Below are 25,734 nucleotides of genomic sequence, written 5' to 3'. Positions count from 1 at the left end.
CTACGCCTGCAGTAACGGATCTAAACCTTCGCGGAAATCGAGCGCGATAAGGTCGTCGCAGCCGCCAATGTGCTGCGCATCAATAAAAATCTGAGGAACGGTGGTGCGGCCGCTGCGTTTGATCATCTCTTCACGTTTCGCCATGTCCCCATCAATGGGAATCTCCTGGTACGTTACGCCTTTTTGACTTAACAGCGCCTTTGCCCGGTGGCAGTAAGGACAGGTTGTTTTGGTGTAAATCTCGATGTTCGCCATGGTGTGCACCTCAGTAAGTTTATTTACCGCGTACTAACGGCAGATTTTCGCCGCTCCAGCCGCTTACGCCATCTTTCAATACAGTAACCTGCGTAAAACCCGCAGCACTCAGGTGTGCAGCAGAATCAGCAGCACTTTGGCCTGTCGCACACACCACAATTATGGGTTGCGCTTTATGCTTTTCTAGTTCACCTAAATTGCCTTTTTTGAGCTCAGCCGCTGCCACGTTCACTGCGCCTGAAATGTGTCCCCTGCGATAATCATCGCGCGAACGCACGTCTACAACTACCGCGTCCTCTTTGTTAATCAGGCGGGTTGCTTCACCGCGGCTGATAGTTTTTACCTTAGAGAACATTCCTTTAACGGTAGTCACAATCACCAGAACGAGTAAAACGACCCATGCCAGACTCAGGATGGGGTGATTGCTTGCAAACTGCATAATTTCTTGCATGAGGGGTAACGACTCCAGACCGGGCTAATAAGCTAAAACAAGGGTTCTGAGTATACCTGCGCCACTTCGCATGTACAGACGCTAAGCGGTCAGAGTTAATATTTGTGCATCATTTTCCAAAAAAAAACGCCGAATGGCAAAAATGACGTAACGCTTATGCCGGGTTTGGTCTAAAACAGACATGTTTGGAAAAGCAAATGCTGGTCCGGCGCACTGGTAAGCGGCTGTTCATCGTGGAATAATCATTGGCCTATGAAGGGAAAAACAACCGTTTTACACACAAGGACCCGTCACAACGGAGATAACCTGCCGTTGTTAACATACTTGTCCACCCTCTCCTTCAGCCTGCTTTGCGCGGGCGCGCTGTTGTTGCCCGTTACCGCACAAAGTGCTGACGATAATAAATCGCAACTGCAATCTATTCAGCAAGATATTGCTGAAAAAGAAAAAATCGTCAAAGCGCAAAAAGTGCAGCGCAGTAAGTTGCTCGATCAGTTACAAAGCCAGGAAAAGGTGATTGCTCAGGCCAGTCGTCAACTGCGTGAAACACGCAATAGCCTCTCTGCTTTAAATAACGAAATCACTCAACTCGCCGCCTCAATTACGCGTCTGGAAAAGCAACAACAGCAGCAAGAAACGCTGTTATCTCAACAGCTGGATGCCGCCTTTCGACAAGGCCAGCACAATGGCGTGCAACTCCTGCTAAGTGGAGAAGAGAGCCAACGCAACGAGCGCATTTTGGCTTATTTTGGCTATCTCAACGATGCCCGCCAACAGAGCATTGAGGAGCTGCAAAAGACCCGTCAGGATCTGGATCAGCAACGCAACGCGCTACAGCAAAAGCAGCAACAGCAAAAATCCCTGCTCGCACAGCAGCAAGGTCAACAAGATAAACTTCAACAAGCGAGTACTGCGCGTAAGAAAACCTTGAGCGCGCTGGAAAATTCGCTGGAGAAAGATCAAGCTGACCTGGTTGAAATGCGCCAGAACGAAAGCCGTCTGCAAGACAAAATTGCCAAAGCTGAACGTGAAGCTCGTGAACGAGCGGCACGAGAAGCGCGTGAGGCAGAGAAAGTGCGCCAGCGTCAGGCGCAGGCTAAATCGAAAGGTTCCAACTACCAACCCACACAGAGCGAACGCGAGCTGATGGCGCGCACCGGCGGTTTAGGGCGTGCCGGTGGACAAGCATTGTGGCCTGTTCGTGGCCGCGTAGAACACCGCTTCGGTGAGCAACTGCAAGGTGAACTGCGCTGGAAAGGGCTGGTTATCGACGCACCGGAAGGAACGGAAGTCAAAGCCATCGCTGATGGCCGTGTTTTGATGGCTGACTGGCTGCAAGGTTATGGGCTTGTGGTGGTCATTGAGCATGGTAAAGGCGATATGAGTCTTTATGGCTACAACCAGAGTGCGCTTGTGAGTGTGGGTGCTCAAGTGAAGGCAGGACAGCCTGTCGCTTTAGTGGGCACCAGCGGCGGCCGCGGCACGCCATCGCTCTATTTTGAAATCCGACGTCAAGGAAAGGCCGTCAACCCACTCCCGTGGTTAGGAAAATAAGTTTTGCTTCAACTCCGAAAACTCCCCGCTATTGTGAGCGGTTTATTGCTTAGCTGCGTCGCTCACGCAGGCAAACTTGCCATTGTCATTGATGACTTTGGCTATCGTCCTGCCGAAGAGAAAAAAGTGTTGCAGATGCCGCCCGAGATTTCAGTAGCGGTGCTGCCTAACGCGCCGCATGCGCGCGACATGGCAACGAAAGCGCACCAAAGTGGTCATGAAGTTTTGATTCACCTGCCGATGGCACCGCTGAGTAAGCAGCCACTGGAAAAAGATACGTTAACACCAGAGATGAGCAGCACCGAAATTGAGCGAATCATTCGCAACGCGGTGAATAACGTGCCTTATGCGGTGGGGCTGAATAACCATATGGGCAGCAAAATGACCTCCAGCCTGTTTGGCATGCAGAAAGTGATGCAGACGCTTAACCACTACAATTTTTACTTTCTCGACAGCATGACGATTGCTAACAGCCAATCCATACCGGCCGCGCAAGGCACCAAGGTCCGCGTGCTGAAGCGCCGTGTTTTCCTGGATGACAGCCAGGATATTACTGCCATACGGCAGCAATTTAGTCGCGCAGTAAAGCTGGCGCAGCGCGATGGCTACGCCATTGCGATAGGCCATCCACATCCCAATACGGTGCGGGTTTTACAGCAAATGCTACCCACCTTACCTGCAGATATCACGCTTGTTCGCCCAAGCCAGTTATTGAATGAACCACTGCACAGTGGCACGCCTTCACAAGGTAACAAGCCGCCGATCACCAAGCCCGTGCAACCTCATTTCCAACCGCCAGGCTTGTGCAAAATTAAGCAGCCGCTAGCGCCTGTTCCGGCCACACGTGCTCTGGGTACGATTATCGACAGCATCAAGACCAGCTATATTATTGAACTTATAAATCGCTTAAAGTAAATTGCGTTTGTATATACTAAAATATTAGCGCAAGCCTTTTATCTTTTCGTGAAAGCGGCCTTCATGAATACAGATTGGAACTTTTTCGTAACAACACAGTCAGAATGACAACACATTTGGGTATGATTTAGAAAATGAATAAAATATGGAAAATAAGACTCATAAATTTCTTCATTTCACTTTACTCTTATTTATTTGATGATAGAAAAAAGCCTGCATTAGATAATCATATTGATTTCAGCAGAATTGCCATTTTTTCAACCACTGCATTGGGCGACCTTCTTTTTAACACTCCCGCGATTAAAGCAATAAAGCAACGTTACCCCAAAGCAAAGATAATTTTTGTCACAAGCGATAAAAATAGTCAGCTGATTAATAATAGCCCGTGGTTTGATGAAGTTGCCATCTGGGATAACAAAATAAAAAATGCATATGCGCTCATAAAAAAGTTGAGGTCATTTAAACCTGAACTCACTGTTATTCTTCACTCTTATATAGGTTATGACGTTTTTTGCGCGAAATTTTCAGGCACAAAATACATTATCAGAGATAATTTCAAGCGAGACACTATTGCCTTCAATAAATGGATTGATCTGTACTCTTCTTCCACAGACGTGCATGTCATTCAAAGAAAATTAAATCTAATTGAAAAACTAGGCTGTGATATAAACGACACCAGCATGGAATTCCCCGTTAAAATAATGGAATCCTCTGTCGATAAAAATAAGCTACGTTTTGGTTTCCAAATGGGTGCATCTCAGAGAATGCGTTGCTGGCCTGTAGAGAGCTTCGCTAAGTTAGCAGTCAAACTACTGTCTTCTTACCCTCAAGCGGAAATAGTGCTCACAGGGGCACGTCAGGATTCATTGCTTGAAAAGGAGCTTTATAGTTATTTACCAAAAGAGTTCCATAGTCGCGTCACTTCATATATCGGAAAAACAAACCTACTTGAATTGATTCGATTAATTAAATCATTACAGGTTTTAGTCACAGGTGATACCGGTCCTCTTCATATCGCTATTACAGCCAAAACACCGACAGTCAGCCTGTATGCCAGTGCAAACCCTAAACATACTGGTCCTTATCAAGACATGGACATCCATAAAATAATTCAGATGTCATCTTATGATAAAGATAATGTATCGCAACCGCTCAGCAAGATCTCTGCAGATAGGGTTTTTCATGAGATATCTGATTTAATTAAATAACTAAAAAGCCTGGCCATGACATGGCCAGGCTTTTTTAGGCTTTACGCTTAGCGGCAACAACAGCCAGTGGCAGCCAAAAAAGCATCCACGCCTCCCCTGGCGAACCAAGGACAAACATACCCTGCGTCAAAAAGAATAATAACGAAAATATGTACAATACCGCTTCTAGCGTCATTGCTTCATGATAGCGTTTATAAGCTTGGGACAACCCCCATAAAATCAATGAAATAAGGCATAAAACACCAATAATCCCTCCCTTTAAAAAGGTGGAAAAATAAACGCTGTGGGTCGTTGTGATGTTTTGCCCAACACTATTAGTGAACTCAAGCTGTTTATCAAAACCCCAGCCAAACCAAAAGTGCTCTTTTGCCAAAGTGAACGCATTTTCCCAAATACCAAACCGTATGAAGCTTTGCTTATATGAATCTGTCATTCGCGAATAAAATTCACTACCATATCCCGTTAACTGCATAAACAAAAAGATGATAAGTAAAGATAAAACCAGATAGATAATATGTTTTAAATGAACATTTTTATATTTTGTGACAAGCAGCAGCATCGCTACACATAATGCCAGTAATGGACCACGGCTCTGCGTTAGAAGCAAACCAATAAACAATAAAATCGCTGCAAAATATAGCCAATGCTTGCCGGTTTCTCTTATGATAATCAGGCAACTAATTATCCCAATGGCAAAATAACCACCTAAATCGATGACGTTAGATGGCGCTAAGGAAAAGCCATTTTCAAGTCTGTTCGTAAGTATTGTATTTTTATCCACTAATAACAAAGTCAGAATCAAAAGAACAAAGCATCCAGAAAAGATCAGGTAGTGCAGAGTGAGAACACTACGGTTATTGACAACGTAACTAACCATAGACACGAAGAAAAGAAGATAAAGCGTGTGCTTAAAGCTTGAGAAAAAATTTTCCGGATTAGAAGACCATAGGTTGCTCAGACTAAAGTAAAGCAAAAATACACTTATAAGAATGAGTCCCAAAAAAAGATCTTTATCAAAATCAGTAAAGAAACCCAGCTTATCTTTACTCTTTATTAGCAGGAAAAACGCCATTAATATAATTGAGGCATGAAAGAGGTTATTTACCTTTCCAACTTCAGTGAATACAGGGAGCAAAGCCAAAAAAAACATAAAACAGTAAGCAGATAAACTCCTTATATTATCTGCGCGAAAATCATACTTCATCGATGCTAATCCTCTTAAAAACCTCATCACCTAATGCACTGTTCAATGACAAATTATAGACTTTGCAGTTCTCATCTTTCATAATTCCACTTGCATAGAGAAAAGAAGGATAGATCAATGTCTCGTAATTGCCTGCCAAAAAGCTTGGTAACTTATTAGCCTCATCTTCATAAAATCTTGGTTTAGAAAAGTTATTCATATCTAACCCCGCAATAAATATATCCTTTCCTCCTAAATAAAATGCAATCTGTAATGCCCAATAGGTAACAGTCCCCGCATCGACTATTCCCTTTCGGATATCTTTTGAGTAGCCGATGTGTTTATTCTTACTATCAAATAAAAAATCAGCACATCCTGAAAAAAAATCAGCGCATTTATTTGAAGGAATGCTTTTATCAAAGATCCTATAACGGATATCTTCTACAATTGCTAATCGGCAAGATATGTTCTCTACTGTTACAAACTTAAGCATTTCATTGAGACACAAAACCGTAGTAAAAAGTATCAATCCTTTATTCGCTAATATAGCTGAGACCAGTTCAGGTTTTTTTTCTACAAACCCGCGATCTACGATAACGTAATAGTCAAAATTGATGCTTCCCATCAGGGTGTAAGCGCCGTTCACGCCTAGCGTACTCATTCCTGATAGTTTTGATAAAGTTAAATCCTTAACAGAGGGTCCAGTCGCTATAATAGACAACGGAACATTAAGGGTTCCTTTCAATTTAGAAAGATCCTCAATGTTTATGTTTTTTTTCTTATAAGAAATCGAAGCAATATGACCTTCTGGCGCACGCGTTATGGTTATATGAGGCCAAAGATTTTCGTTATGGCGGAATTCACGTGAATGGGTATAGCGATAAATTTGCTTAAATAGCGATCCCATTCAGATTAAATCCCTTAACTTTTCCATTACTGATGTAGCGTCGATATTTTTCATATCGTTCTCAACCGCTTTAATCACGTATTGATTCTTGCCATAACCACCAATTAACCCCGGATCGGTTGGGCCATATAAAGTGATATTAGGGCGATCAAGCGCAGCGGTAAGATGACTTAAACCGGTATCTACGGATACCACTGCACACGCGCCAGCCAGCTGTTGCGCTACGGCTTCCAGCGATAGCTTCGGTAAGACTTCAACATACTCGAATCCTTCCGCCAAACGCTGTGCCCGCTGATGTTCATGCTCGGCGCCCCAAGGCAATTTCACACGTAAACCCATTGGCTGAACCAGCTCAATCAATCCACGCCAGTGATCTTCCGGCCAGTGTTTGTTATCACGTGTGGTGGCATGCAGAAAGATTAAATAAGGAGCGGTATCTTCTGTCGCGATCGTCGAGAAATGACCGGCAATAGCATAATCGCCCTGCGTCTGTGGCTTTTCGTAACCAAGACTTTTAGCAAAAAGTTCTCGCGTACGCTCAACAGCGTGCTGCTTCTTACTCACTTCATGGCGTATGTCGTACCACCAGCTGGCGAAAGGTTCACGCGCGCTGCGACTATCCTGACCATGTTTCACACCTTTTGACAGGCGTGTCACCAGCGCAGCACTTTTAATCAGCCCTTGTGCATCAATCACAATATCGTACTGACGTGACTGCAATTCTCGCTTGAACAACACGCGCTCTTCACGCTGTTGACTCCCAAACCAGTGTTTACGCCAGCGGCGAATTGCCACCGGCAGCACTTTATCTACCGCTGGATGCCAGCCTGGAATCTGAGCAAAGTTCTCTTCCACCGCCCAATCGAAACGAATGCCAGGAATGGCGTGCATCGCATCCGTTAGCGCGGGCAATGTGTGCAGAACATCGCCCATTGAAGAGGTTTTAACAATCAGGACGTGCATGACATCTCCTGCTCGCTATTCAATAACTCATTTAATTCCTGATGAACGCGAACTGGTTGAATGTCGATCATGCTTTGATGATAACCCTGCTCTGCGTCGCCTTTACGTACTTTGTGATAGCCCGTAATCAGGCGAATCACCCGCGCTTGCCTGGCGAGCGGTGGTGTGAAGTCTGGGCTGCTCGGTCCATACAACGCCACTAACGGCCGGTTTAGTGCAGCGGCGATGTGCATCAAACCAGAATCATTACTGACTACTGCACGGCAATGCGCCAGCAGAATCACTGCTTGTTCCAGCGACGTATCGCCTGACAAATTACGGCAATGGGAACGAGCTTCGTCAGGTAATGCCGCAATGATCTCTTCACCGGTAGGACGATCTTTTGCCGAGCCGAACAGCACCACTTGATAGCCTTCAGCGATGAGTTGCTGCGCCAACGCGGCATAATGGTAGTGCGGCCAACGTTTAGCTGGACCAAACTCAGCGCCAGGGCAGAAGCCCACAATAGGACGATCGGCAGAAAGCTGAAACTGCGCTGCCGTTTCAATTTTTTCCTGATCTTCAACCTGCAACTGCGGCCACAACAAAGGCTGCGGCAGCTGTTTTGCTGAACTGACTGGCGTGTCATAGCCCAGCGCAACATAGCGTTCGACCATCAACGGAAAAGCCGCTTTGTCCAGTTTACGCAGATCATTTAGCAGGCCGTAACGCATTTCCCCACGCCAACCAACGCGACGTTTAATTCCTGCAAAGAACGGCACCAACGCAGATTTAAAGGAGTTAGGCAGCACATAGGCGCGATCATAATGGCTACCGCGCAGCGACTTGCCCAATCGACGTCGCTCGCCGATTTCCAGCGCGCCATGTCCAAGCGGCATCGCCAGCGCCTGATTCACTTCCGGCATGCGTGACAACAGCGGACGGCACCATGCGGGTGCCATCACGTCAATCACGGCATCAGGATGCTCGGCCTTGAGCGTACGATAGAGACTTTGCGACATCATCATATCGCCGACCCAAGATGGGCCGATAACCAGAATTTTCATTGCCGGTGCAGGTTCCTTTACGCGTTACGGTTCAGCCAAACCATGTATTCAGCCACACCTTGCGCCACGGTTTTAAACGGTTTGTCATAGCCTGTCGCGCGCAGATTAGTGAGATCGGCTTGTGTGTAGGCCTGATAACGTCCTTTGAGTTTTTCTGGGAACGGAATGTACTCAATCTGACCTTTTTCATGGAATTTCAGCACAGCATCAGCCACTTCCTGGAAAGATTCAGCACGACCGGTACCACAGTTATAGATTCCCGAAACGCCATTCTCCCAACACCACAGGTTCACAGCGGCAACATCATCAACGTGAATGAAATCGCGTTTGAAGCCATCGCTGCCTTCAAACAGTTTTGGATTTTCATCGTTGCTGATCTGCGTATTAAGATGGAAAGCTACGCTGGCCATGCTGCCTTTGTGCCCTTCACGCGGGCCATACACGTTGAAGTAACGGAATCCACACACAGGCGAATTAGCTTCTGGCAGAATTTGACGCACGTAGTGATCGAACAGCATTTTTGAGTAGCCATAAACGTTCAGTGGCTGCTCATATTGACGCTCTTCAATAAAGTTTTCGTTGCGTCCGCCGTAAGTCGCAGCAGATGAGGCATAAAGAAACGGGATTTCACGCTCAAGGCAGAAGTGCAGCAGCTCTTTCGAATACTGATAGTTGTTATCCATCATGTATTTGCCATCCCATTCGGTGGTGGCAGAGCAGGCGCCTTCATGGAATATCGCTTCGATTGGACCGAGATCATCACCAGCCATCAGGCTAATCAGAAACTCTTCTTTGTCCATGTAATCGCTGATATCCAAATCGACCAGATTCGCAAATTTGGTGCCGTCTTTCAGATTATCCACCACCAAAATGTCGGTGTGACCGCGATCGTTCAGCGCCTTGACGATATTGCTGCCAATCATTCCTGCGCCGCCAGTTACGATAATCATGTTAATACCTTCGAAGTTATGGGGTGAAACAGGAGGTTCCACACGCTAATGACTATTATCATAACATTTCATCAAGGTGCAGACAGCCAGATGACTCTGTAACCATTTGTACTTCCTGCGCCGAGGCGTGAACTATGCTGCAAAATTGACATTCTGTTGGGCGATTTATCGCGATTGGACTCTCTGCTCAGTAAGATGTGCCAAATTTCCGCCATCTGAGGAGAGCAATGATGCCAGCGCAATTTTATCAACAATTACGTCAGCAACTGGATACGGCGCGTCAGGAAGGGTTGTTTAAACAAGAACGCATTATCACGTCTGCCCAACAAGCCGATATTGAAGTTGGGGACGGCAATCACGTCATAAATTTCTGTGCCAATAATTATTTAGGCTTAGCCAACCATCCTGCCCTGATTCAGGCCGCCAAAGACGGCATGGATTCTCACGGCTTCGGCATGGCTTCGGTGCGCTTCATCTGCGGTACGCAAGATACCCACAAGCAGCTGGAAAAAAGTCTGGCTGAATTTCTCGGCATGGAAGATGCCATTCTCTATTCATCTTGTTTTGATGCCAACGGCGGCCTGTTCGAAACCTTACTGGATGCAGACGATGCCATTATTTCTGATGCGCTAAACCATGCTTCGATTATTGATGGCGTGCGGCTGTGTAAAGCACAACGTTATCGCTACGCTAACAATGACATGCAAGAACTGCGTGCCTGTTTACAGCAAGCACGCGATAAAGGGGCGCGTCATATTCTGATTGCCACCGATGGCGTGTTCTCGATGGATGGCGTCATCGCTAATTTACAGGCCATTTGCGATCTGGCTGACGAATTTTCTGCGCTGGTGATGGTTGATGATTCTCATGCAGTGGGATTTGTTGGCAACGCCGGGCGCGGCACGCACGAATATTGCGATGTCATGGGCCGCGTCGACATTATTACAGGCACCTTAGGCAAAGCGCTGGGTGGTGCGTCGGGCGGTTATACCGCTGCTAAAGCGGAAGTGATTGAATGGTTGCGCCAGCGCTCACGCCCTTATCTCTTTTCTAATTCCCTGGCACCCGCCATTGTCGCCGCCTCGCTTCGCGTGCTGGAGTTACTCAGCGAAGGTGATGGCCTGCGTCAGCGCTTATGGGATAATGCCCGCTATTTCCGTCAACAGATGACAGCCGCCGGATTTACTCTGGCTGGCGCCGATCATGCCATCATTCCAGTCATGCTGGGTGATGCGAATGTGGCGCAGGAATTTGCCCGTTTGCTCCAGCAGGAAGGCATTTACGTTACCGGCTTCTTTTATCCGGTGGTGCCAAAAGGTCAGGCGCGCATTCGCACCCAGATCTCTGCGGCGCATACGCAAGAGCAACTCGAACGCGCGGTGGCCGCTTTTACCCGCATCGGTCAACAACTTGGCGTCATTGCCAGAGGAACCGCCGATGAAAGCACTCGCTAAACTGAAAAAAGAGCCCGGTATTTGGATGGTGACGGATGCGCCGATTCCTGAGCCGGGTCATAACGATCTGCTGATCAAAATTCGTAAAACGGCTATTTGCGGCACCGATGTACATATCTACAACTGGGACGACTGGTCACAGAAAACCATTCCGGTCCCGATGATTACCGGCCACGAATATGTGGGTGAAGTCGTTGCTATTGGTCAGGAAGTGAAAGGCTTCACTATTGGCGATCGTGTTTCAGGCGAAGGGCATATTACCTGCGGCCATTGCCGCAATTGTCGCGCCGGACGTACACATTTATGCCGCAATACCGTCGGTGTTGGCGTAAACCGCCAGGGCTGTTTTGCCGAGTATCTGGTGATTCCTGCGTATAACGCCTTCAAAATTCCTGAAAACATCTCTGACGAATTAGCGGCGATATTTGATCCTTTTGGTAACGCAGTGCATACCGCGCTCTCCTTTGATCTGGTTGGTGAAGATGTTTTGATCAGCGGTGCCGGGCCAATTGGTATTATGGCCGCAGCCGTTTGCCGCCATGTGGGTGCGCGCAATGTGGTGATCACCGATATTAATGATTATCGGCTTGAGCTGGCCCGCAACATGGGCGTAACGCGAGCAGTTAACGTGGCACAGGAAGATCTCCATGATGTGATGCACTCGCTGGGCATGACAGAAGGTTTTGACGTCGGATTAGAGATGTCAGGTGCGCCGCCCGCTTTCCGCAGTTTGTTAGAAGTGATGAACCACGGCGGACGCATTGCGCTGTTAGGCATTCCGCCCGGTGAAATGGCTATCGACTGGAATCAGGTGATTTTCAAAGGATTATTCATCAAGGGTATTTATGGCCGCGAGATGTTTGAAACCTGGTACAAAATGGCCGCGCTGATTCAGTCAGGACTCGATCTCACCCCGATCATTACGCATCGCTATCACATTGATGATTTCCAACAGGGCTTTGATGAAATGCGTTCAGGACGCTCAGGAAAAGTCATACTGAGCTGGGATTAACGCGAGGCTAAAGGTCGTTTCGGGATAGCGCCAGCGCCAGCGAAAAGGTATAACTGGCGCTTAATTTTACCGAAGTTTTGGACGTGATATGCGCATTTTGATGATCATTGATGGCTTGCCTGGCGGCGGCGCTGAAAAAGTCGTACTGACCCTAAGCGAGTGTATGCAGCAGATGGGCCATGACGTCAGCCTCTATTCTTTAGCCGAGGTTTGCGCATATAAACTCCCCGAAGGCGTAGCCTATAAAGTGGTGACGCAACACAGCAAGGCGCCATGGCGTAAGCTCACTGAGCTGTCTCGTCGAGCCAAAAAGCTGGACCAGGTGCTAAGTAAGGACGAAGCCGCCAACGGTAAGTTTGACCTGATTATCTCCAATCTACATAAAACCGATCGCATCGTTGCGCGCTGTAAAGCTATCGATCCCGCTCGACTGTGGTATTGCATTCATGGCGTTCTCTCATCAACTTATCTTGGGCACCGCAAGGGCCTGAATTACACGTTGAAAAGAAACAAGATGGCGAAAATTTATCAGGGCAAAAATATCACTGCTGTTTCCCAGGCGGTACTTGATGATCTGATTGACGTGATGGGCGTAACACCCGCCAAAACAGCGGTCATTAACAATCCTTTCGACAGCGCTACGCTTCGCCAGCGGGCCAGTGAACCGTGTGATTTGGCCGGTACCGATTACATCATCAACGTGGCACGCATCCACCCGCAAAAACGACAAGATCGCCTTCTCCACGCATTTGCTAAGTCAGGCCTGCCATGCAAACTGGTTTTACTGGGAACCGGCACCGAAGAGCGTATTCAGGCAGCCAAAAGCCTGGCTGAAGCGTTAAACATTGCCGATCGCGTGTTGTTCTTAGGCTTCAAGGAAAACCCTTTTCCTTATATTAAACATGCCCGCATGATGGTTCTGAGCTCGGACAGTGAAGGATTTGGCAATGTGATTGTGGAATCATTGATGTGCGGAACGCCAGTGATCAGTACTCGCTGTCCCGGTGGTCCCGAAGAGATTTTGGTTAAAGCGGGCATGGCTGATTTATTGACGCCAATTGATGCGCAGGCTTTGGCGGACAAGATGGTGGAGATTTACCACCATTTGCCGCATATCAATGAATCTTCTTTGGAACATTACGACGTCAAAAAAATCACTCAGCAGTATACCGAGTTGGCCTGATCTTATGAGGCTGCCTGCAATTTCTGCCAGGCAGCCCAGGCTTCATCAACGCTGATATCGGCACAATCGCCAGACGCTGACTGCAAAATGGCATACTGACCAGACCATGGATGCCAGGCTGCCGCGTTGGTGTCACCAAAAAAGACTACCTGTCTTTTATGTAACGCGGCGGTGATATGCATTTGACCGCCATCGCTACACAGCACCTGTTCACAGCGATCAAGACCGGCAATCAATTCACGAATAGATGAGGTTGGATAGGCAATTGCGCGCGGTGAATTAACCTGTTGCAACAAAGATTGCATACGAGCCGAATCACCGACATCGTTGGGATCTAATGCACCCTGCGGCGACCAAAACAGCAGCACATGGGCTTTAGGATCTTGCAAAATTTTCTCAATGATCTGCGCATAAGATTCCACCGGCCAGCGGCGTTTAGCGCTACGACTACTGATGTGAATGCCATACACGCGCGCATCTTGAGGAATTTTATCCGCCAGCCGTTTCTCCGCCTCACCCTTTTCCTGCGGGCTCAGATAAACATTCACTTCCGGGATGGCAACAGCCGATGGCGCTAATTTGGTGAGATAGGTAAAGGTATGTTCTACCTGATGTGCACCATTGAAATCCTCCTTAGCCAGCGGGATAGTTAACTCGGCGGGATTGGTACCGGCACCGATTATTTTTTTAGCTCCCGCCATCGTAGCCAGGCGCAAACTGTATTTACAGGGCACCGGATTGGCTAAAATCGTCATATCAAATGTTGTTTTACGCAGCGCAAAAAAGATTTTTAGCCTCTGTAGATACACCTTCAGTGCACTTTCGCCTTTTTCACGGTGTTTTGATTTTTTATAGACATATAACTCATCAATGTACGGATTATTCAGCGCCACATCCTGAGCCACTTTGTTGACTAAAACAGTTAACTTTACATCGGGCCAGGTACGTTTTATTCCCTCAATTAGCGGTGTCGTACATACCATATCACCGATATTGTCACGTCTGATTAGCAATATATTCTTCATAAAAGTGGGCCCAATTGGCAATGAATGGCTTTCTAAAAAGGTCAGGAGGTATGCAACATAAATGCAAAAATCTCTACGTTTGACCCTTATTTTAAATAAAGTTCTGATGGATGAAAGGACTGAGTATCAGAGACTAAAATAATGCGCCACAGTAGTCGAATCGAGAAAGGGCTAATACCTTATGTGTATTGGCTCATTCATTAAGTTCCTTTTCCCTGACATCACGGAAAAAGTTGAGGGTAAGTCTGGCTTGTAACTCCTGCCTGGGCGCACGCGGCCAGTGAATTCTTTGCCATTATCGCGACACAAAGGGAATTTATTCGGTTTCTCACTATCAAATCATCCGTAAAGCGTTCAGCACTTGCCACAACGTAAGTCGAAAACCCGATACCCAAGCCCGAAGAGCAATCATTGTAGATATCTTTTCAACCGGAACACATTTTTGTATGTTGATAAATGTATGTGGCCTGGCGCAGGCGTTTCAGTTGCTGCTTTAGTTTGCCGCTTCTGTTTGGCGTAACAAATAACCCGAATGGCTGGCTTTAACCCCTAAAGGCTTTGCCATACAATCGGTTCATTCCAATTTGAGAACACTGGTTTATGGCAAGCCCGATTTTGGCAAACATTTCTCCGCAAAATATTTTGCTTATCAAGTTACGCCATCATGGCGATATGCTGCTGACGACGCCTGTTATCAATGCGCTTCATCAACGCTATCCGCAGGCGAATATTGATGTATTGCTGTATCAAGAAACGCGTCCGATGCTGGAAGCGCACCCGGCAATTCGTCGCCTGCACATCATTGACCGCAAATGGAAGAATGAAGGTGCCTGGCGTAAATTAGCGCATGAACGTGCGCTGATCGCTGATGTTCGCGCCTGCCATTATGATTTAGTGATCAACCTGGCCGATCAGTGGCGTGCAGGAATCATTACGCGTTTATCGCGAGCACCGCTGCGTATCGGTTTCGCATTTAAGAAGCGCGACAATGCTCTTTGGCGATTTTGCCATAATCAGTTGGTTTCTACCGCCGATCACAGCACGCTGCATACCGTTGAACAAAACATGAGCGCGCTTGCGCCGCTCGGCATTAGCCGTGAAGGTGCTCGCGTCTCAATGCATTACAGCGAAACCGACAAACAATACGTCCTATCAACGCTGCTCGAAAACGGTATCAATTCGCCCTTCATTGTGGTGCAGCCCACTTCCCGTTGGGGTTTTAAATGCTGGGAAGATGAGAAAGTCGCAGCCACCATCGATCAGCTGGCAAAACAGAATCGAAAAGTGATATTGACTGCCGCGCCAGATCAAAAAGAACGAGTAATGATTGAACACATTCAATCTTTATGTCGTTCGCCAGATGTGGTTTCGCTCGCAGGAAAATTCTCATTGCCGCAGCTAGCCGCGCTGATCGATCACGCGCAGCTGTTTATTGGCGTTGATTCCGCGCCAATGCACATGGCGGCTGCACTTGATACACCCTGTATTGCGCTTTTTGGTCCAACCAAGCTGCAGCACTGGCGGCCTTGGGGGGAACATAATCGCGTCATTTGGGCGGGTGATTATGGCCCATTACCTTCGCCAGACTCGATTGATACCAACACGCAACAGCGCTTTCTTTCCATCATTCCAGTAGAGGATGTGGTTGCCGCAGCAAGGAGCTACCTTAATGAGTAAGTTACGTCTGGCCATTGTGCGCCAGAAATACCGTCCCGATGGCGGTGCCGAACGCTTTATATCGCGCGCGTTGGAAGCGTTGGGCAGCGAGCAGCTGGACCTGAACATTATTACGCGTAGCTGGCAAGGTACGCCTAATCCTGACTGGCATTTGCACATCTGCAACCCGGCCAAACTGGGTCGAGTTTCACGTGAACGTGGTTTTGCTCAAGCAGCTCGAGCCTGCTGGGAACGAGAGAAGTTTGATATCGTACAGAGCCACGAGCGCATTGCTGGCTGTGATATTTTTCGTGCCGGTGACGGCGTGCATCGCGTCTGGCTTGAGCAACGCGCGCGCATCGTGTCGCCCATGCAGCGCTTGAGCGCCAAACTGAGCCCTTACCATCGCTACGTATTGCAGGCAGAAGCGGAGATGTTTAATTCTCCAACGCTCAAAGCCGTTATCTGCAATTCAGACATGGTAAAGCGCGATATCTTGCGCTGCTTCTCACTGAAAGCCGATAAAATTCACGTTATTCATAACGCGATTGATGCTGAGCGCTTTCAGCCTGCCACCGAAGCGACTCGACACGCTACACGTCAGCATCTCAAGCTGCCGGACAGCGCTACAGTCCTGATTTATGTCGGTTCCGGTTTTGAGCGTAAAGGCTTAAAAGCCGCCATAGAGGCGTTGGCAAAGAGCGATCGCTATCTGATTGTGGTAGGACAAGACAAGCAATTGCAGCGTTATCAACAACTGGCGAATCGCTTTAACTGCCTGGACCGCCTGCGCTTTGTCGGCGTACAACAGGATGTGCAACCCTTCTATCACGCTGCCGATGGCCTGCTACTGCCCACGCTCTATGATCCGTTCCCAAATGTTGTGCTGGAAGCAATGGCTTGCGGCTTACCGGTGATCACCAGCACCGGCTGCGGTGGAGCAGAATTTATCACGGCTGGTCAAGAAGGCTTCGTCTGTGATGCTTTGGATATCAACGAATTAAGTGAAGCCATTCAGACTATTCCTGCACTTTCAGTGGATTCAAGCATGGGTGAAGCTGCACGCCGCAGAATTGAACCTTATGGGCCACAAAGGCTGGCTCGCTCCTTAACATCACTCTATCAGCAGGTGTTAAAGACCAACTGACAAAGTCAGATGAGTGCGCGAGTGGTTTCTGATAACATGCCGCAATCTGACTTTATTGTATTTTTTGACGCCAACGTGTCGTAACGGTAACTATGACGACCATTTACACCGCATTGCTCTATCTTATTCAGCCACTGATTTGGCTGCGCCTGTGGCTGCGCGGTCGTAAAGCTCCGGCATACCGTAAACGCTGGGCCGAGCGTTACGGCTATTGTGTAGGCAAAGTTCAACCACATGGCATTGTGCTGCATTCGGTTTCCGTTGGAGAAACGTTAGCGGCCGTTCCGCTGGTGCGTGCTTTGCGCCATCGTTATCCGACGTTGCCCATTACTGTCACCACAATGACGCCAACCGGCTCCGAGCGCGCTCAGTCTGCGTTTGGTAAAGATGTGCATCACGTCTATCTCCCTTACGATCTGCCCGGCTCCATCAATCGTTTCCTTGATACGGTAAATCCAAGATTGGTTATCATCATGGAAACTGAGCTATGGCCAAATATCATTCGTATTCTGCATAAGCGACAAATTCCTTTGGTGATTGCTAACGCGCGTTTATCAGCGCGTTCGGCTAAAGGTTATCGCAAACTGGGCAATTTCATGCGTCAGTTGCTGCAAAGCATTACGCTGATTGCGGCCCAGACCAGTGAAGATGGCGACCGTTTCGTTGAGCTCGGTTTGAAACGCGCCCAGCTAACGATTACCGGCAGCCTAAAATTTGATATCTCAGTAACGCCAGAACTGGCTGCTCGGGCAGTCACGCTGCGTCGGCAATGGGCGCCGCGTCGTCCAGTGTGGATCGCCACCAGCACCCATGAAGGTGAAGAAGCTATCGTGTTAGATGCTCATCGCCGATTGTTGCAAACTTTCCCCGACCTGTTATTGATTCTGGTGCCACGTCACCCTGAGCGTTTCAACGATGCACGTGAGCTGACGCAAAAGCGTGGTTTCAGCTTTATTTTACGCAGCAGCGGTGAAATCCCTTCCGGTTCGACTCAGGTGGTCATCGGCGATTCAATGGGTGAATTAATGCTGCTTTATGGCATTGCTGATCTGGCATTTGTGGGCGGCAGCCTGGTAGAACGTGGCGGCCATAACCCGCTAGAACCCGCAGCACATGCTCTTCCTGTGCTGATGGGCCCGCATATCTGGAACTTCAAAGATATCTGCAGTAAATTGCAGGAAGCACAAGGTTTAATCACCGTCACTGATGTGATCTCTCTGGAAAAAGAGGTCGCTAATTTACTGAAGGATGATGATTATCGCCGCTATTACGGCCGCCATGCCGTAGAGGTGCTGCATCAAAATCAAGGTGCTTTGCAGCGTCTGCTACAGTTACTCGAACCTCATTTACCGCCACGGGCCCATTAATGCCAACACGCCAACGTCTTTCGGTGGTGATGATCGCCAAGAACGAAGCGGAACTGTTGCCGGCTTGCCTTGCCTCCGTTGACTGGGCCGATGAGATTATCGTGCTGGATTCTGGCAGTGCCGATAATAGCGTTGAAATTGCGCGCGAAGCGGGCGCTGAAGTGTTTCACGCTGACAGCTGGCCAGGCTACGGCAAACAGCGTCAACGTGCGCAAAGTTACGCCAGCCACGAAATGATTTTGATGATCGATGCTGATGAGCGCGTGACGCCTGAATTACGCAACGCCATTGAGCAAGTATTAATGGCGCCACCCAGCAACACTGTTTACAGCCTGTGCCGTAGTAACCTGTTTCTGGGCCGTTTTATGCGTCACAGCGGCTGGTATCCCGATCGCGTAATGCGCCTTTATCCCCGCACGCTCACTTATAACGATAATCTGGTGCATGAATCACTCAATACCCAAGGCTCGCCAGTTCAGGTATTGAAAGGCGATCTACAGCACCTAACCTGCCGTGACTTAATCGCTTTCCAGCGCAAACAGCTTGCCTATGCTGAAGCCTGGGCAAAAGAACGCTTTCAGCGCGGCAAGCGTTGCGGGCTGTTCTCCATTTTTAGCCATACGCTGGGCGCATTTATTAAAACGCTGCTGCTACGCGCCGGTTTTCTCGATGGCAAACAAGGCTGGATACTCGCGATGGTCAACGCGCAGTATACATTCAACAAATACGCAGCGCTTTGGGCGCTCGGTCATGCCAAGGCAAAAGGGCGCATATGAGTACTAAAGCCATTTATCCCGGAACCTTTGATCCCATTACATTAGGGCATCTTGACATTGTGACGCGCGCAGCCCAGATGTTTGATCATCTTGTGGTGGCGATAGCGGCCAGCCCGAGTAAAAAGCCGATGTTTGACCTGGATGAGCGTGTAGAACTTGCTCAGCAAGTGATTGCGCACCTGCCTAACGTTGAAGTGGTTGGCTTCAGTGATTTAATGGCGAACTTTGCCCGCGCGCAGCAGGCTAATGTCCTGGTGCGTGGATTACGTGCAGTATCGGATTTTGAATATGAAATGCAGCTGGCGCATATGAATCGTCATTTGCTGCCTACGCTGGAAAGCGTGTTCCTGATGCCCTCTGAAGGCTTCTCCTTTGTCTCCTCTTCGCTAGTGAAAGAGGTAGCGCGCCACGGCGGCGATGTCACCGCCTTCCTTCCAGCGCCAGTACATCAGGCATTACAAGCTAAGCTAGCGTAGCGTTAATGCTGGCAGTTCGGGCACCAGTAAGTACTGCGCTGCCCGTGCTTGCCGCTAATAATCGGCATTCCACACGCACGACACGGCTCACCGGCTCGGCCATAAACCTGCAATTGCTGTGCAAAATAGCCTGGTTTGCCGTCGCTCTGTAAGAAATCACGTAAAGTGGTACCGCCCTGCTCAATCGATCGCAGCAGCACCGCTTTGATCGTGTTAGCCAGTAATTCGGCTTCCTTTTTGCTCAGGCTCATTGCGGGTCGCTCGGGTAAGATCCCAGCAGTAAACAAGGACTCACTGGCGTATATGTTGCCAACGCCAACCACCACTTTGTTATCCATTAACCACTGTTTAATCACCGTGCGCTTACCACGCGACTTCTCAAAAAGATAATCACCATCAAAAATATCACTGAGCGGCTCTGGGCCAAGGTGTGACAGCACACTGCTGCCCGCTAAATCGCTGCTCCACAACCAGGCACCAAAACGCCGTGGATCGGTGTAACGCAGCACTTTGCCGTTACTCATAACCAAGTCAACATGATCATGTTTAGCTGCAGGCAACTCTTCGGGTAACACCCGCAAACTGCCAGACATGCCGAGATGGATAATGATCCAGCCGTGCGGCAATTCTAACAGTAAATATTTAGCACGACGCTGAACGCTGAGAACCGGCTGATCGCTGAGCGCGAGAATTTCTTGAGAAACAGGCCAGCGCAAACGTGTGTTACGCACAATGGCGTGCAGGATAGTTTCTCCTACCAGATGCGGTTCGATACCGCGACGGCTGGTTTCAACCTCAGGTAATTCTGGCATAGCTTCTCCTCAGCGTTTTTCACAAACAAAAAACCCGGCCGGAGCCGGGTTTTTAGCAGAACACTAAAATTACTTAATTTTAGCTTCTTTGTAGAGCACATGCTGACGTACAACCGGATCGAACTTTTTCAGTTCCAACTTCTCTGGTTTAGTACGTTTGTTCTTCGTGGTGGTATAGAAGTGACCTGTACCAGCAGAGGAAACCAGCTTGATCTTCTCACGAATACCTTTAGCCATGATTCAGTTCCTTAGTACTCTTAGTACTTCTCACCACGGGCACGCAGATCGGCCAAAACCGTATCAATGCCCTTTTTATCAATAGTACGCATACCTTTTACAGATACACGCAGAGTAACGAAGCGCTTCTCGCTCTCAACCCAAAAACGGTGTGAGTGCAGGTTCGGAAGGAAACGGCGTTTCGTCGCGTTCATTGCGTGGGAACGGTTGTTACCGCTCACCGGGCGCTTTCCAGTTACCTGGCAGACTCGTGACATGTCAATATCTCCAAAAATCAAATCAGCTCGAGCTTTAAAAATTAGGTTTTGGCCGCCTCGTCAGGCTCATAGCCCGCCAGGCGAGTTCCATGGAACCCGCTAAGCTGGCCTAACCGCCAAACCCGAGATTCTCAAAGGTGGCGTAGTATACGCCGCTCGGCGCAAGTGCTCAAGTCCCGAACAGATAAAGATCCCGAATGATCGTGTAAAAAGCCACCATCTGGACCCTATTTTCTTATACTTAAAGCCATCCACGCTCGGCAAATGAGACATATTCACCATGGCCAATCACTAAGTGATCGAGCAAACGAATGTTCAGTAAACCACAGGCTTCGCTCACTTTATGTGTAATTTCACGGTCGGCCTTGCTCGGCTCAGACATGCCAGAAGGGTGATTATGCGCCAGTATCAATGCCGCTGCATTGACCTTTAACGCTTCCCGCACAATCTCGCGTGGATGTACCTCGACGCTATTTATTGAACCAGAAAACATCTTTTGCGCCAGTAACACACGGTGTTGATTATCCAAAAACAGCGCCATAAAGATCTCACGTTCCTGATGCGCTAACAGGCTTTGCAAGTAATGCCGTGTTATCTGTGGGTTTTCCATCGCATTTTCGCGCGCAAGTTGGCTGGCAAAGAAACGTTTTGCCAGCTCGGCAATCGCGTGCAGTTGCGCGAGCTTCGCATCACCCACCCCTTTAATGCCACTGAAAGCCGCTTTGCTTGCTGTCATGATGTGATAAAGCGAGCCGAACTCTTGCAACATCTGCTGTGCCAGCACCATGACGTTAACGCCTGCTGAGCCGGTGCGCAAAAAAATGGCCAGCAGCTCCACATCGCTCAGTGTTTCCGCACCCAAAAGCTGTAATTTTTCTCGCGGTGCCATACTTTCCATGGTGGTTCTCCCTGATGTCCTCACTATCCTGACGAATCACACCGTCTGCTGCCATCAGCACTGCGTCGTTTTACGAGGCGTCTCGCAAACGGCAGGGAGTGAAAAAGCGATTTAGGGGTTTTATGGTAAAGTTCGTGCATTAAGTCGCGCCAGACGCGGCAAACCGTTTAGTGAGGCCAACAGCATGATGGGATTAGCCGGTAAAAAAATTCTTTTGGGCGTCAGCGGCGGAATCGCCGCGTATAAAGCACCTGAATTGGTTCGTCGCCTACGCGATCGCGGTGCCGAAGTCCGCGTAATGATGACGGAAGGCGCTAAAGCCTTTATTACTCCACTCAGCTTGCAAGCTGTTTCCGGCTATCCGGTATTTGATGACTTGCTTGATCCGGCAGCCGAAGCCGCAATGGGCCACATTGAGTTGGCCAAATGGGCCGATCTGATTATCCTCGCCCCGGCAACAGCGGATTTGATTGCTCGCGTAACAGCAGGCATGGCGAACGATCTGGTGACTACGTCGTGTCTTGCTACCGCCGCACCGATTGCTGTAGTACCGGCAATGAATCAACAAATGTATCGTGCCGCTGTAACGCAACAAAATCTGCAAATATTGCATGCCCGTGGTCTGTTGATTTGGGGCCCGGACAGCGGCAGTCAGGCCTGTGGTGATGTGGGGCCCGGTCGCATGCTGGATCCCCTTCAGATTGTTGACCATGCCGTGCAGTGGGCGTCACCCGTCAACGATCTGCAACATATCAACATTATGATTACGGCCGGCCCAACCCGTGAGGCGCTCGATCCGGTGCGTTACCTGACAAATAAAAGCTCGGGGAAAATGGGTTTTTCCATTGCAACCGCAGCGGTCAAACGCGGCGCAAACGTCACGCTGGTCGCTGGCCCAGTCAATCTGACCACGCCAACTGGGGTAAAGCGTATTGATGTCACCACCGCTTTAGAGATGCAATCAGCAGTGATGGGCAAGATAGACCAACAACATATTTTCATTGCAAGCGCAGCCGTGGCAGACTACCGGGCCGCTGAAATTGCGGCTGAGAAAATCAAAAAACAGGGTGGCGATGATAACGTCACGCTACAGCTCATAAAGAATCCCGATATTGTCGCGGGTGTCGCTGCATTACAGAAAGGTCGGCCTTTTGTCGTTGGATTTGCCGCTGAAACCCAGAATGTGGAAGAATACGCCCGGCAAAAACGGGTGCGCAAGAATCTGGACCTAATTTGCGCGAATGACGTTGCGAAAGCCGGACAAGGATTTGATAGCGACACCAATGCGCTTCACCTTTTTTGGCAGGAAGGAGAAAAACACTTACCGCTCAGCGATAAGTCGCTCCTTGGCCAACAATTATTAGACGAGATTGTCAGCCGTTATGATGAAAAAAATAGACGTTAAGATTCTTGATGCGCGTGTCGGCAAGGATTTCCCACTGCCAACTTACGCGACCTCGGGTTCCGCTGGGTTAGATTTACGCGCCTGCCTGGATGGTGCACTGGAGATTACGCCAGGCACGACCACGCTGGTACCTACTGGTTTGGCAATTCATATTGCCGATCCAAGCCTGGCTGCAGTGATTCTACCGCGCTCGGGTTTGGGCCATAAGCACGGTATCGTTCTGGGTAATCTGGTGGGCCTGATCGATTCCGATTATCAGGGCCAGTTAATGGTTTCTGTATGGAACCGCGGTCAGGAAAGCTTTACGCTGCAGCCCGGCGATCGCATGGCACAGCTGGTTTTTGTGCCAGTGGTGCAAGCCGAATTCAATCTGGTTGAAGACTTTGACGCCAGCTTGCGCGGTGAAGGTGGCTTCGGTCATTCAGGCCGCCAGTAACCCGCACTACCCACTTTCACTTACGCCAATCATTTTAGTTCTCATCGCCATGAGACGCTCTCTTGTGGCAGATGCGTAGGTGTTGCCTGTGTATGGTGAATTTCAGGGGTCTTTAAGATCATGGCAGAAAAAAAAGTCGCGAAAAGGAACCGTCGCGAAGAGATATTGCAGGCGCTGGCGCAAATGCTGGAATCCGGCGATGGCAGTCAGCGAATTACTACCGCTAAACTGGCGGCGAATGTAGGCGTTTCTGAAGCGGCTTTATATCGTCACTTTCCCAGCAAGACACGCATGTTCGATAGCCTGATCGAATTTATCGAAGACAGTCTGATTACCCGCATCAATCTTATCCTCAAGGATGAGAAAGAGACGATGACGCGTCTGCGTCTTATCGTGCAACTGATTTTGGGGTTTGGTGAGCGTAATCCAGGGCTGACGCGTATTTTGACCGGCCATGCGCTGATGTTTGAGCAGGATCGCTTACAAGGGCGTATTAATCAGCTGTTTGAGCGTATAGAAGTACAGTTGCGTCAGGTGATGCGTGAGCGAAAAATGCGTGAAGGTGAAGGTTTTCAAACTGATGACACGCTTTTAGCCAGTCAGCTTCTGGCATTTTGTGAAGGATTACTTTCACGTTATGTTCGTTCTGAGTTTCGTTTCCGGCCAACAGCAGACTTTGACACACGCTGGCCGCTGATCGCCTCACAGTTAATCTAATAAAAAAGGCGGGCATCACACCCGCCTTTCGCTTAAATTCCGTAAGATTTTTGGTAAGCACGTACCTGCGCTAAGTGATCGGCCATTTCTGGCTTCTCTTCCAAATAAGCAATCAAATCTTTCAGCGTAATAATGGCGGTGACTTTGCATTTATAGTCACGTTCCACTTCCTGAATCGCTGAAATATCGCCACGCCCACGCTCTTGGCGATCCAGTGAAATCAATACGCCTGCCAGCGTCGCATTGTGCGCGCTGATAATATCCATTGATTCGCGAATTGCCGTACCCGCGGTGATAACGTCGTCCACCAGCATGATGCGTCCTTCAAGCGGACTGCCTACCAGCAAACCACCTTCGCCATGATCTTTCGCTTCTTTGCGGTTAAAGCAGTAAGGAACGTCGCGGTCGTGATGATCGGCTAACGCAACTGCGGTGGTGGTGGCGATTGGGATGCCTTTATAAGCGGGACCAAACAGCAGATCATAATCCACACCGCCATCGACCAACGCTTGCGCGTAAAAGCGTCCTAACAGCGCTAAATCCCGTCCGCTGTTAAACAGACCGGCGTTAAAGAAATAGGGGCTTTTGCGCCCAGACTTTAAAGTGAACTCACCGAACTTGAGCACCTGCTTGTTCAAGGCGAATTCAATAAACTGACGCTGCCAGGATTTCATTTCTTACTCCTCAAATAAAGAAAAGGCGACTCTATGGTCGCCTGTTACATCAATTTTCCAGTGCGGCCTTCTGCGCCTGAATTAGCTCTTCAATCCCGCCTCGCGCCAGCGCCAGCAGCGCCAGCAACTCTTCGTGACTGAACGGTTCGCCTTCAGCGGTGCCCTGCACCTCGATCATGCGACCGTCTTCCATCATCACGACGTTCATGTCGGTTTCAGCAGCGGAATCTTCAACATATTCCAGGTCGCACAGTGCTTCGCCGTTGACGATGCCGACAGAAATTGCAGCAACCATGCCTTTCATCGGATTAGCTTTCAGCTTGCCCGCTGCTACCAACTTGTTCAATGCATCGGCTAGCGCGACGCAAGCACCTGTAATAGAGGCAGTACGCGTACCGCCATCAGCTTGAATGACGTCGCAATCGAGGGTGATAGTAAATTCACCCAAGGCTTTGAGATCAACAGCAGCACGCAGTGAGCGAGCAATCAGGCGCTGAATTTCCAGCGTACGACCACCTTGTTTGCCTTTGGCGGCTTCACGCGCCATACGGCTGTGCGTTGAACGCGGCAGCATGCCATATTCGGCGGTGACCCAGCCCTGACCTTGGCCTTTGAGGAAACGCGGAACGCCTTCGTCCACCGTGGCAGTGCAAAGCACTTTGGTTTCACCGAATTCCACCAAAACGGAACCTTCAGCGTGTTTGGTGTAATTGCGGGTCAATGTGACGGGACGCACCTGTTGTGCGCTACGGCCTGCTGGACGCATGGTA

The 25,734-nt window shown here is 49.0% G+C and carries 28 protein-coding genes; 14 read left to right on the top strand and 14 right to left on the bottom strand.

Features of this window, described 5'->3' with window-relative positions; genetic code table 11:
- Positions 1-255 carry a glutaredoxin 3 gene (gene grxC / locus SC127_RS07590; protein WP_215848164.1) on the bottom strand — a complete coding sequence of 85 codons (255 nt, stop codon included), beginning with the start codon at positions 253-255 and terminating at the stop codon, positions 1-3.
- 19 nt (positions 256-274) lie between these two features.
- Positions 275-706 carry a rhodanese-like domain-containing protein gene (locus SC127_RS07585; protein ID WP_215848163.1) on the bottom strand — a complete coding sequence of 144 codons (432 nt, stop codon included), beginning with the start codon at positions 704-706 and terminating at the stop codon, positions 275-277.
- 252 nt (positions 707-958) lie between these two features.
- Here SC127_RS07585 and envC point away from each other — a divergent pair, with 252 nt between their 5' ends.
- From envC to SC127_RS07570, 3 genes are all read left to right on the top strand, one after another.
- A complete protein-coding gene (envC, locus tag SC127_RS07580; protein ID WP_332625904.1) occupies positions 959-2,260 on the top strand; it encodes a murein hydrolase activator EnvC in 1,302 nt (433 codons plus the stop codon).
- A gap of 3 nt (positions 2,261-2,263) precedes the next feature.
- Positions 2,264-3,175: a divergent polysaccharide deacetylase family protein gene (locus SC127_RS07575; RefSeq protein ID WP_243079992.1), complete on the top strand. Its 912-nt coding sequence runs from the start codon at positions 2,264-2,266 to the stop codon at positions 3,173-3,175.
- Positions 3,176-3,309: 134 nt separating this feature from the next.
- Entirely contained in the window at positions 3,310-4,383 is a 1,074-nt protein-coding gene (locus SC127_RS07570; RefSeq protein WP_243079991.1) for a glycosyltransferase family 9 protein, read from the top strand.
- A gap of 34 nt (positions 4,384-4,417) precedes the next feature.
- Here SC127_RS07570 and SC127_RS07565 read toward each other — a convergent pair whose 3' ends face one another.
- The 5 genes from SC127_RS07565 to rfaD are packed head-to-tail and all read right to left on the bottom strand — an operon-like array spanning position 4,418 to position 9,432.
- Positions 4,418-5,587, bottom strand: a complete 1,170-nt coding sequence (locus SC127_RS07565; RefSeq protein ID WP_243079990.1) for an O-antigen ligase family protein — start codon at positions 5,585-5,587, stop codon at positions 4,418-4,420.
- The gene (locus SC127_RS07560) at positions 5,577-6,473 is read right to left on the bottom strand and encodes a sugar glycosyltransferase (RefSeq protein ID WP_332625903.1); all 897 of its coding nucleotides are present in this window, start codon (positions 6,471-6,473) and stop codon (positions 5,577-5,579) included. Before SC127_RS07560 ends, SC127_RS07565 begins: the two co-directional genes overlap by 11 nt.
- Positions 6,474-7,436, bottom strand: a complete 963-nt coding sequence (gene rfaC, locus SC127_RS07555; protein ID WP_243079988.1) for a lipopolysaccharide heptosyltransferase RfaC — start codon at positions 7,434-7,436, stop codon at positions 6,474-6,476.
- On the bottom strand, positions 7,424-8,482 hold the full coding sequence (gene rfaF / locus SC127_RS07550; protein WP_243079987.1) for an ADP-heptose--LPS heptosyltransferase RfaF: 1,059 nt from the start codon (positions 8,480-8,482) through the stop codon (positions 7,424-7,426). The genes rfaC and rfaF overlap by 13 nt, the downstream gene beginning before the upstream one ends.
- A gap of 17 nt (positions 8,483-8,499) precedes the next feature.
- A complete protein-coding gene (gene rfaD / locus SC127_RS07545) occupies positions 8,500-9,432 on the bottom strand; it encodes an ADP-glyceromanno-heptose 6-epimerase (RefSeq protein WP_215848157.1) in 933 nt (310 codons plus the stop codon).
- Positions 9,433-9,662: 230 nt separating this feature from the next.
- On the opposite strand from rfaD, the gene kbl reads away from it, so the two are divergent.
- From kbl to SC127_RS07530, 3 genes are all read left to right on the top strand, one after another.
- A complete protein-coding gene (kbl, locus tag SC127_RS07540; RefSeq protein WP_332625918.1) occupies positions 9,663-10,886 on the top strand; it encodes a glycine C-acetyltransferase in 1,224 nt (407 codons plus the stop codon).
- Positions 10,870-11,898 (top strand): L-threonine 3-dehydrogenase, encoded by a 1,029-nt coding sequence (tdh, locus tag SC127_RS07535; protein WP_243079985.1) that lies wholly within the window; start codon positions 10,870-10,872, stop codon positions 11,896-11,898. Before kbl ends, tdh begins: the two co-directional genes overlap by 17 nt.
- Before the next feature lie 88 nt (positions 11,899-11,986).
- Positions 11,987-13,081 carry a glycosyltransferase gene (locus tag SC127_RS07530; RefSeq protein WP_215848155.1) on the top strand — a complete coding sequence of 365 codons (1,095 nt, stop codon included), beginning with the start codon at positions 11,987-11,989 and terminating at the stop codon, positions 13,079-13,081.
- Positions 13,082-13,083: 2 nt separating this feature from the next.
- Here the strand turns inward: SC127_RS07530 and SC127_RS07525 are convergent, their stop codons facing one another.
- On the bottom strand, positions 13,084-14,106 hold the full coding sequence (locus SC127_RS07525) for a glycosyltransferase family 9 protein (RefSeq protein ID WP_243079984.1): 1,023 nt from the start codon (positions 14,104-14,106) through the stop codon (positions 13,084-13,086).
- Between the two features lie 600 nt (positions 14,107-14,706).
- Here SC127_RS07525 and rfaQ point away from each other — a divergent pair.
- The 5 genes from rfaQ to coaD all read left to right on the top strand — a co-directional run bounded on the left by rfaQ (position 14,707) and on the right by coaD (position 19,528).
- Positions 14,707-15,783, top strand: a complete 1,077-nt coding sequence (rfaQ, locus tag SC127_RS07520) for a putative lipopolysaccharide heptosyltransferase III (RefSeq protein ID WP_332625902.1) — start codon at positions 14,707-14,709, stop codon at positions 15,781-15,783.
- On the top strand, positions 15,776-16,909 hold the full coding sequence (locus tag SC127_RS07515) for a glycosyltransferase family 4 protein (protein WP_332625901.1): 1,134 nt from the start codon (positions 15,776-15,778) through the stop codon (positions 16,907-16,909). The genes rfaQ and SC127_RS07515 overlap by 8 nt, the downstream gene beginning before the upstream one ends.
- A 92-nt stretch (positions 16,910-17,001) precedes the next feature.
- Positions 17,002-18,276, top strand: coding sequence for a lipid IV(A) 3-deoxy-D-manno-octulosonic acid transferase (gene waaA, locus SC127_RS07510; RefSeq protein WP_215848153.1), 1,275 nt, complete (start codon positions 17,002-17,004; stop codon positions 18,274-18,276).
- Complete coding sequence (locus tag SC127_RS07505; RefSeq protein WP_332625900.1) at positions 18,276-19,052, top strand: glycosyltransferase family 2 protein; 777 nt, start codon at positions 18,276-18,278, stop codon at positions 19,050-19,052. The genes waaA and SC127_RS07505 overlap by 1 nt, the downstream gene beginning before the upstream one ends.
- On the top strand, positions 19,049-19,528 hold the full coding sequence (gene coaD / locus SC127_RS07500) for a pantetheine-phosphate adenylyltransferase (protein ID WP_215848151.1): 480 nt from the start codon (positions 19,049-19,051) through the stop codon (positions 19,526-19,528). Before SC127_RS07505 ends, coaD begins: the two co-directional genes overlap by 4 nt.
- Before the next feature lie 2 nt (positions 19,529-19,530).
- On the opposite strand, the gene mutM is transcribed toward coaD, so the two are convergent.
- The 4 genes from mutM to radC form a co-directional block, all read right to left on the bottom strand.
- Positions 19,531-20,340: a bifunctional DNA-formamidopyrimidine glycosylase/DNA-(apurinic or apyrimidinic site) lyase gene (gene mutM / locus SC127_RS07495; RefSeq protein ID WP_215848150.1), complete on the bottom strand. Its 810-nt coding sequence runs from the start codon at positions 20,338-20,340 to the stop codon at positions 19,531-19,533.
- 69 nt (positions 20,341-20,409) lie between these two features.
- Positions 20,410-20,577, bottom strand: a complete 168-nt coding sequence (rpmG, locus tag SC127_RS07490; protein WP_003024094.1) for a 50S ribosomal protein L33 — start codon at positions 20,575-20,577, stop codon at positions 20,410-20,412.
- A 20-nt stretch (positions 20,578-20,597) separates the two neighbouring features.
- A complete protein-coding gene (gene rpmB, locus SC127_RS07485; protein ID WP_215848149.1) occupies positions 20,598-20,834 on the bottom strand; it encodes a 50S ribosomal protein L28 in 237 nt (78 codons plus the stop codon).
- A 241-nt stretch (positions 20,835-21,075) separates the two neighbouring features.
- Positions 21,076-21,732, bottom strand: a complete 657-nt coding sequence (gene radC, locus SC127_RS07480) for a RadC family protein (RefSeq protein WP_243079979.1) — start codon at positions 21,730-21,732, stop codon at positions 21,076-21,078.
- 184 nt (positions 21,733-21,916) lie between these two features.
- On the opposite strand from radC, the gene coaBC reads away from it, so the two are divergent.
- The 3 genes from coaBC (at position 21,917) to slmA (ending at position 24,290) form a co-directional block, all read left to right on the top strand.
- On the top strand, positions 21,917-23,137 hold the full coding sequence (gene coaBC, locus SC127_RS07475) for a bifunctional phosphopantothenoylcysteine decarboxylase/phosphopantothenate--cysteine ligase CoaBC (protein WP_332625897.1): 1,221 nt from the start codon (positions 21,917-21,919) through the stop codon (positions 23,135-23,137).
- Positions 23,115-23,573, top strand: coding sequence for a dUTP diphosphatase (dut, locus tag SC127_RS07470; RefSeq protein ID WP_215848146.1), 459 nt, complete (start codon positions 23,115-23,117; stop codon positions 23,571-23,573). The genes coaBC and dut overlap by 23 nt, the downstream gene beginning before the upstream one ends.
- A 120-nt stretch (positions 23,574-23,693) precedes the next feature.
- Entirely contained in the window at positions 23,694-24,290 is a 597-nt protein-coding gene (slmA, locus tag SC127_RS07465) for a nucleoid occlusion factor SlmA (RefSeq protein WP_243079977.1), read from the top strand.
- A gap of 32 nt (positions 24,291-24,322) precedes the next feature.
- On the opposite strand, the gene pyrE is transcribed toward slmA, so the two are convergent.
- Together pyrE and rph are read right to left on the bottom strand one after the other, a co-directional pair.
- Positions 24,323-24,964 carry an orotate phosphoribosyltransferase gene (gene pyrE / locus SC127_RS07460; RefSeq protein ID WP_332625896.1) on the bottom strand — a complete coding sequence of 214 codons (642 nt, stop codon included), beginning with the start codon at positions 24,962-24,964 and terminating at the stop codon, positions 24,323-24,325.
- A gap of 49 nt (positions 24,965-25,013) precedes the next feature.
- Positions 25,014-25,730 carry a ribonuclease PH gene (gene rph, locus SC127_RS07455; protein WP_215848143.1) on the bottom strand — a complete coding sequence of 239 codons (717 nt, stop codon included), beginning with the start codon at positions 25,728-25,730 and terminating at the stop codon, positions 25,014-25,016.
- Positions 25,731-25,734 lie beyond the last annotated feature (4 nt).

This window comes from Pantoea sp. T14, from assembly GCF_036663535.1.
Classification (GTDB): Bacteria; Pseudomonadota; Gammaproteobacteria; order Enterobacterales; family Enterobacteriaceae; genus Pantoea; species Pantoea phytostimulans.
The sequence above is the reverse complement of the archived record's forward strand: the minus strand, read 5'-3'. Positions and strand labels throughout refer to the sequence as shown.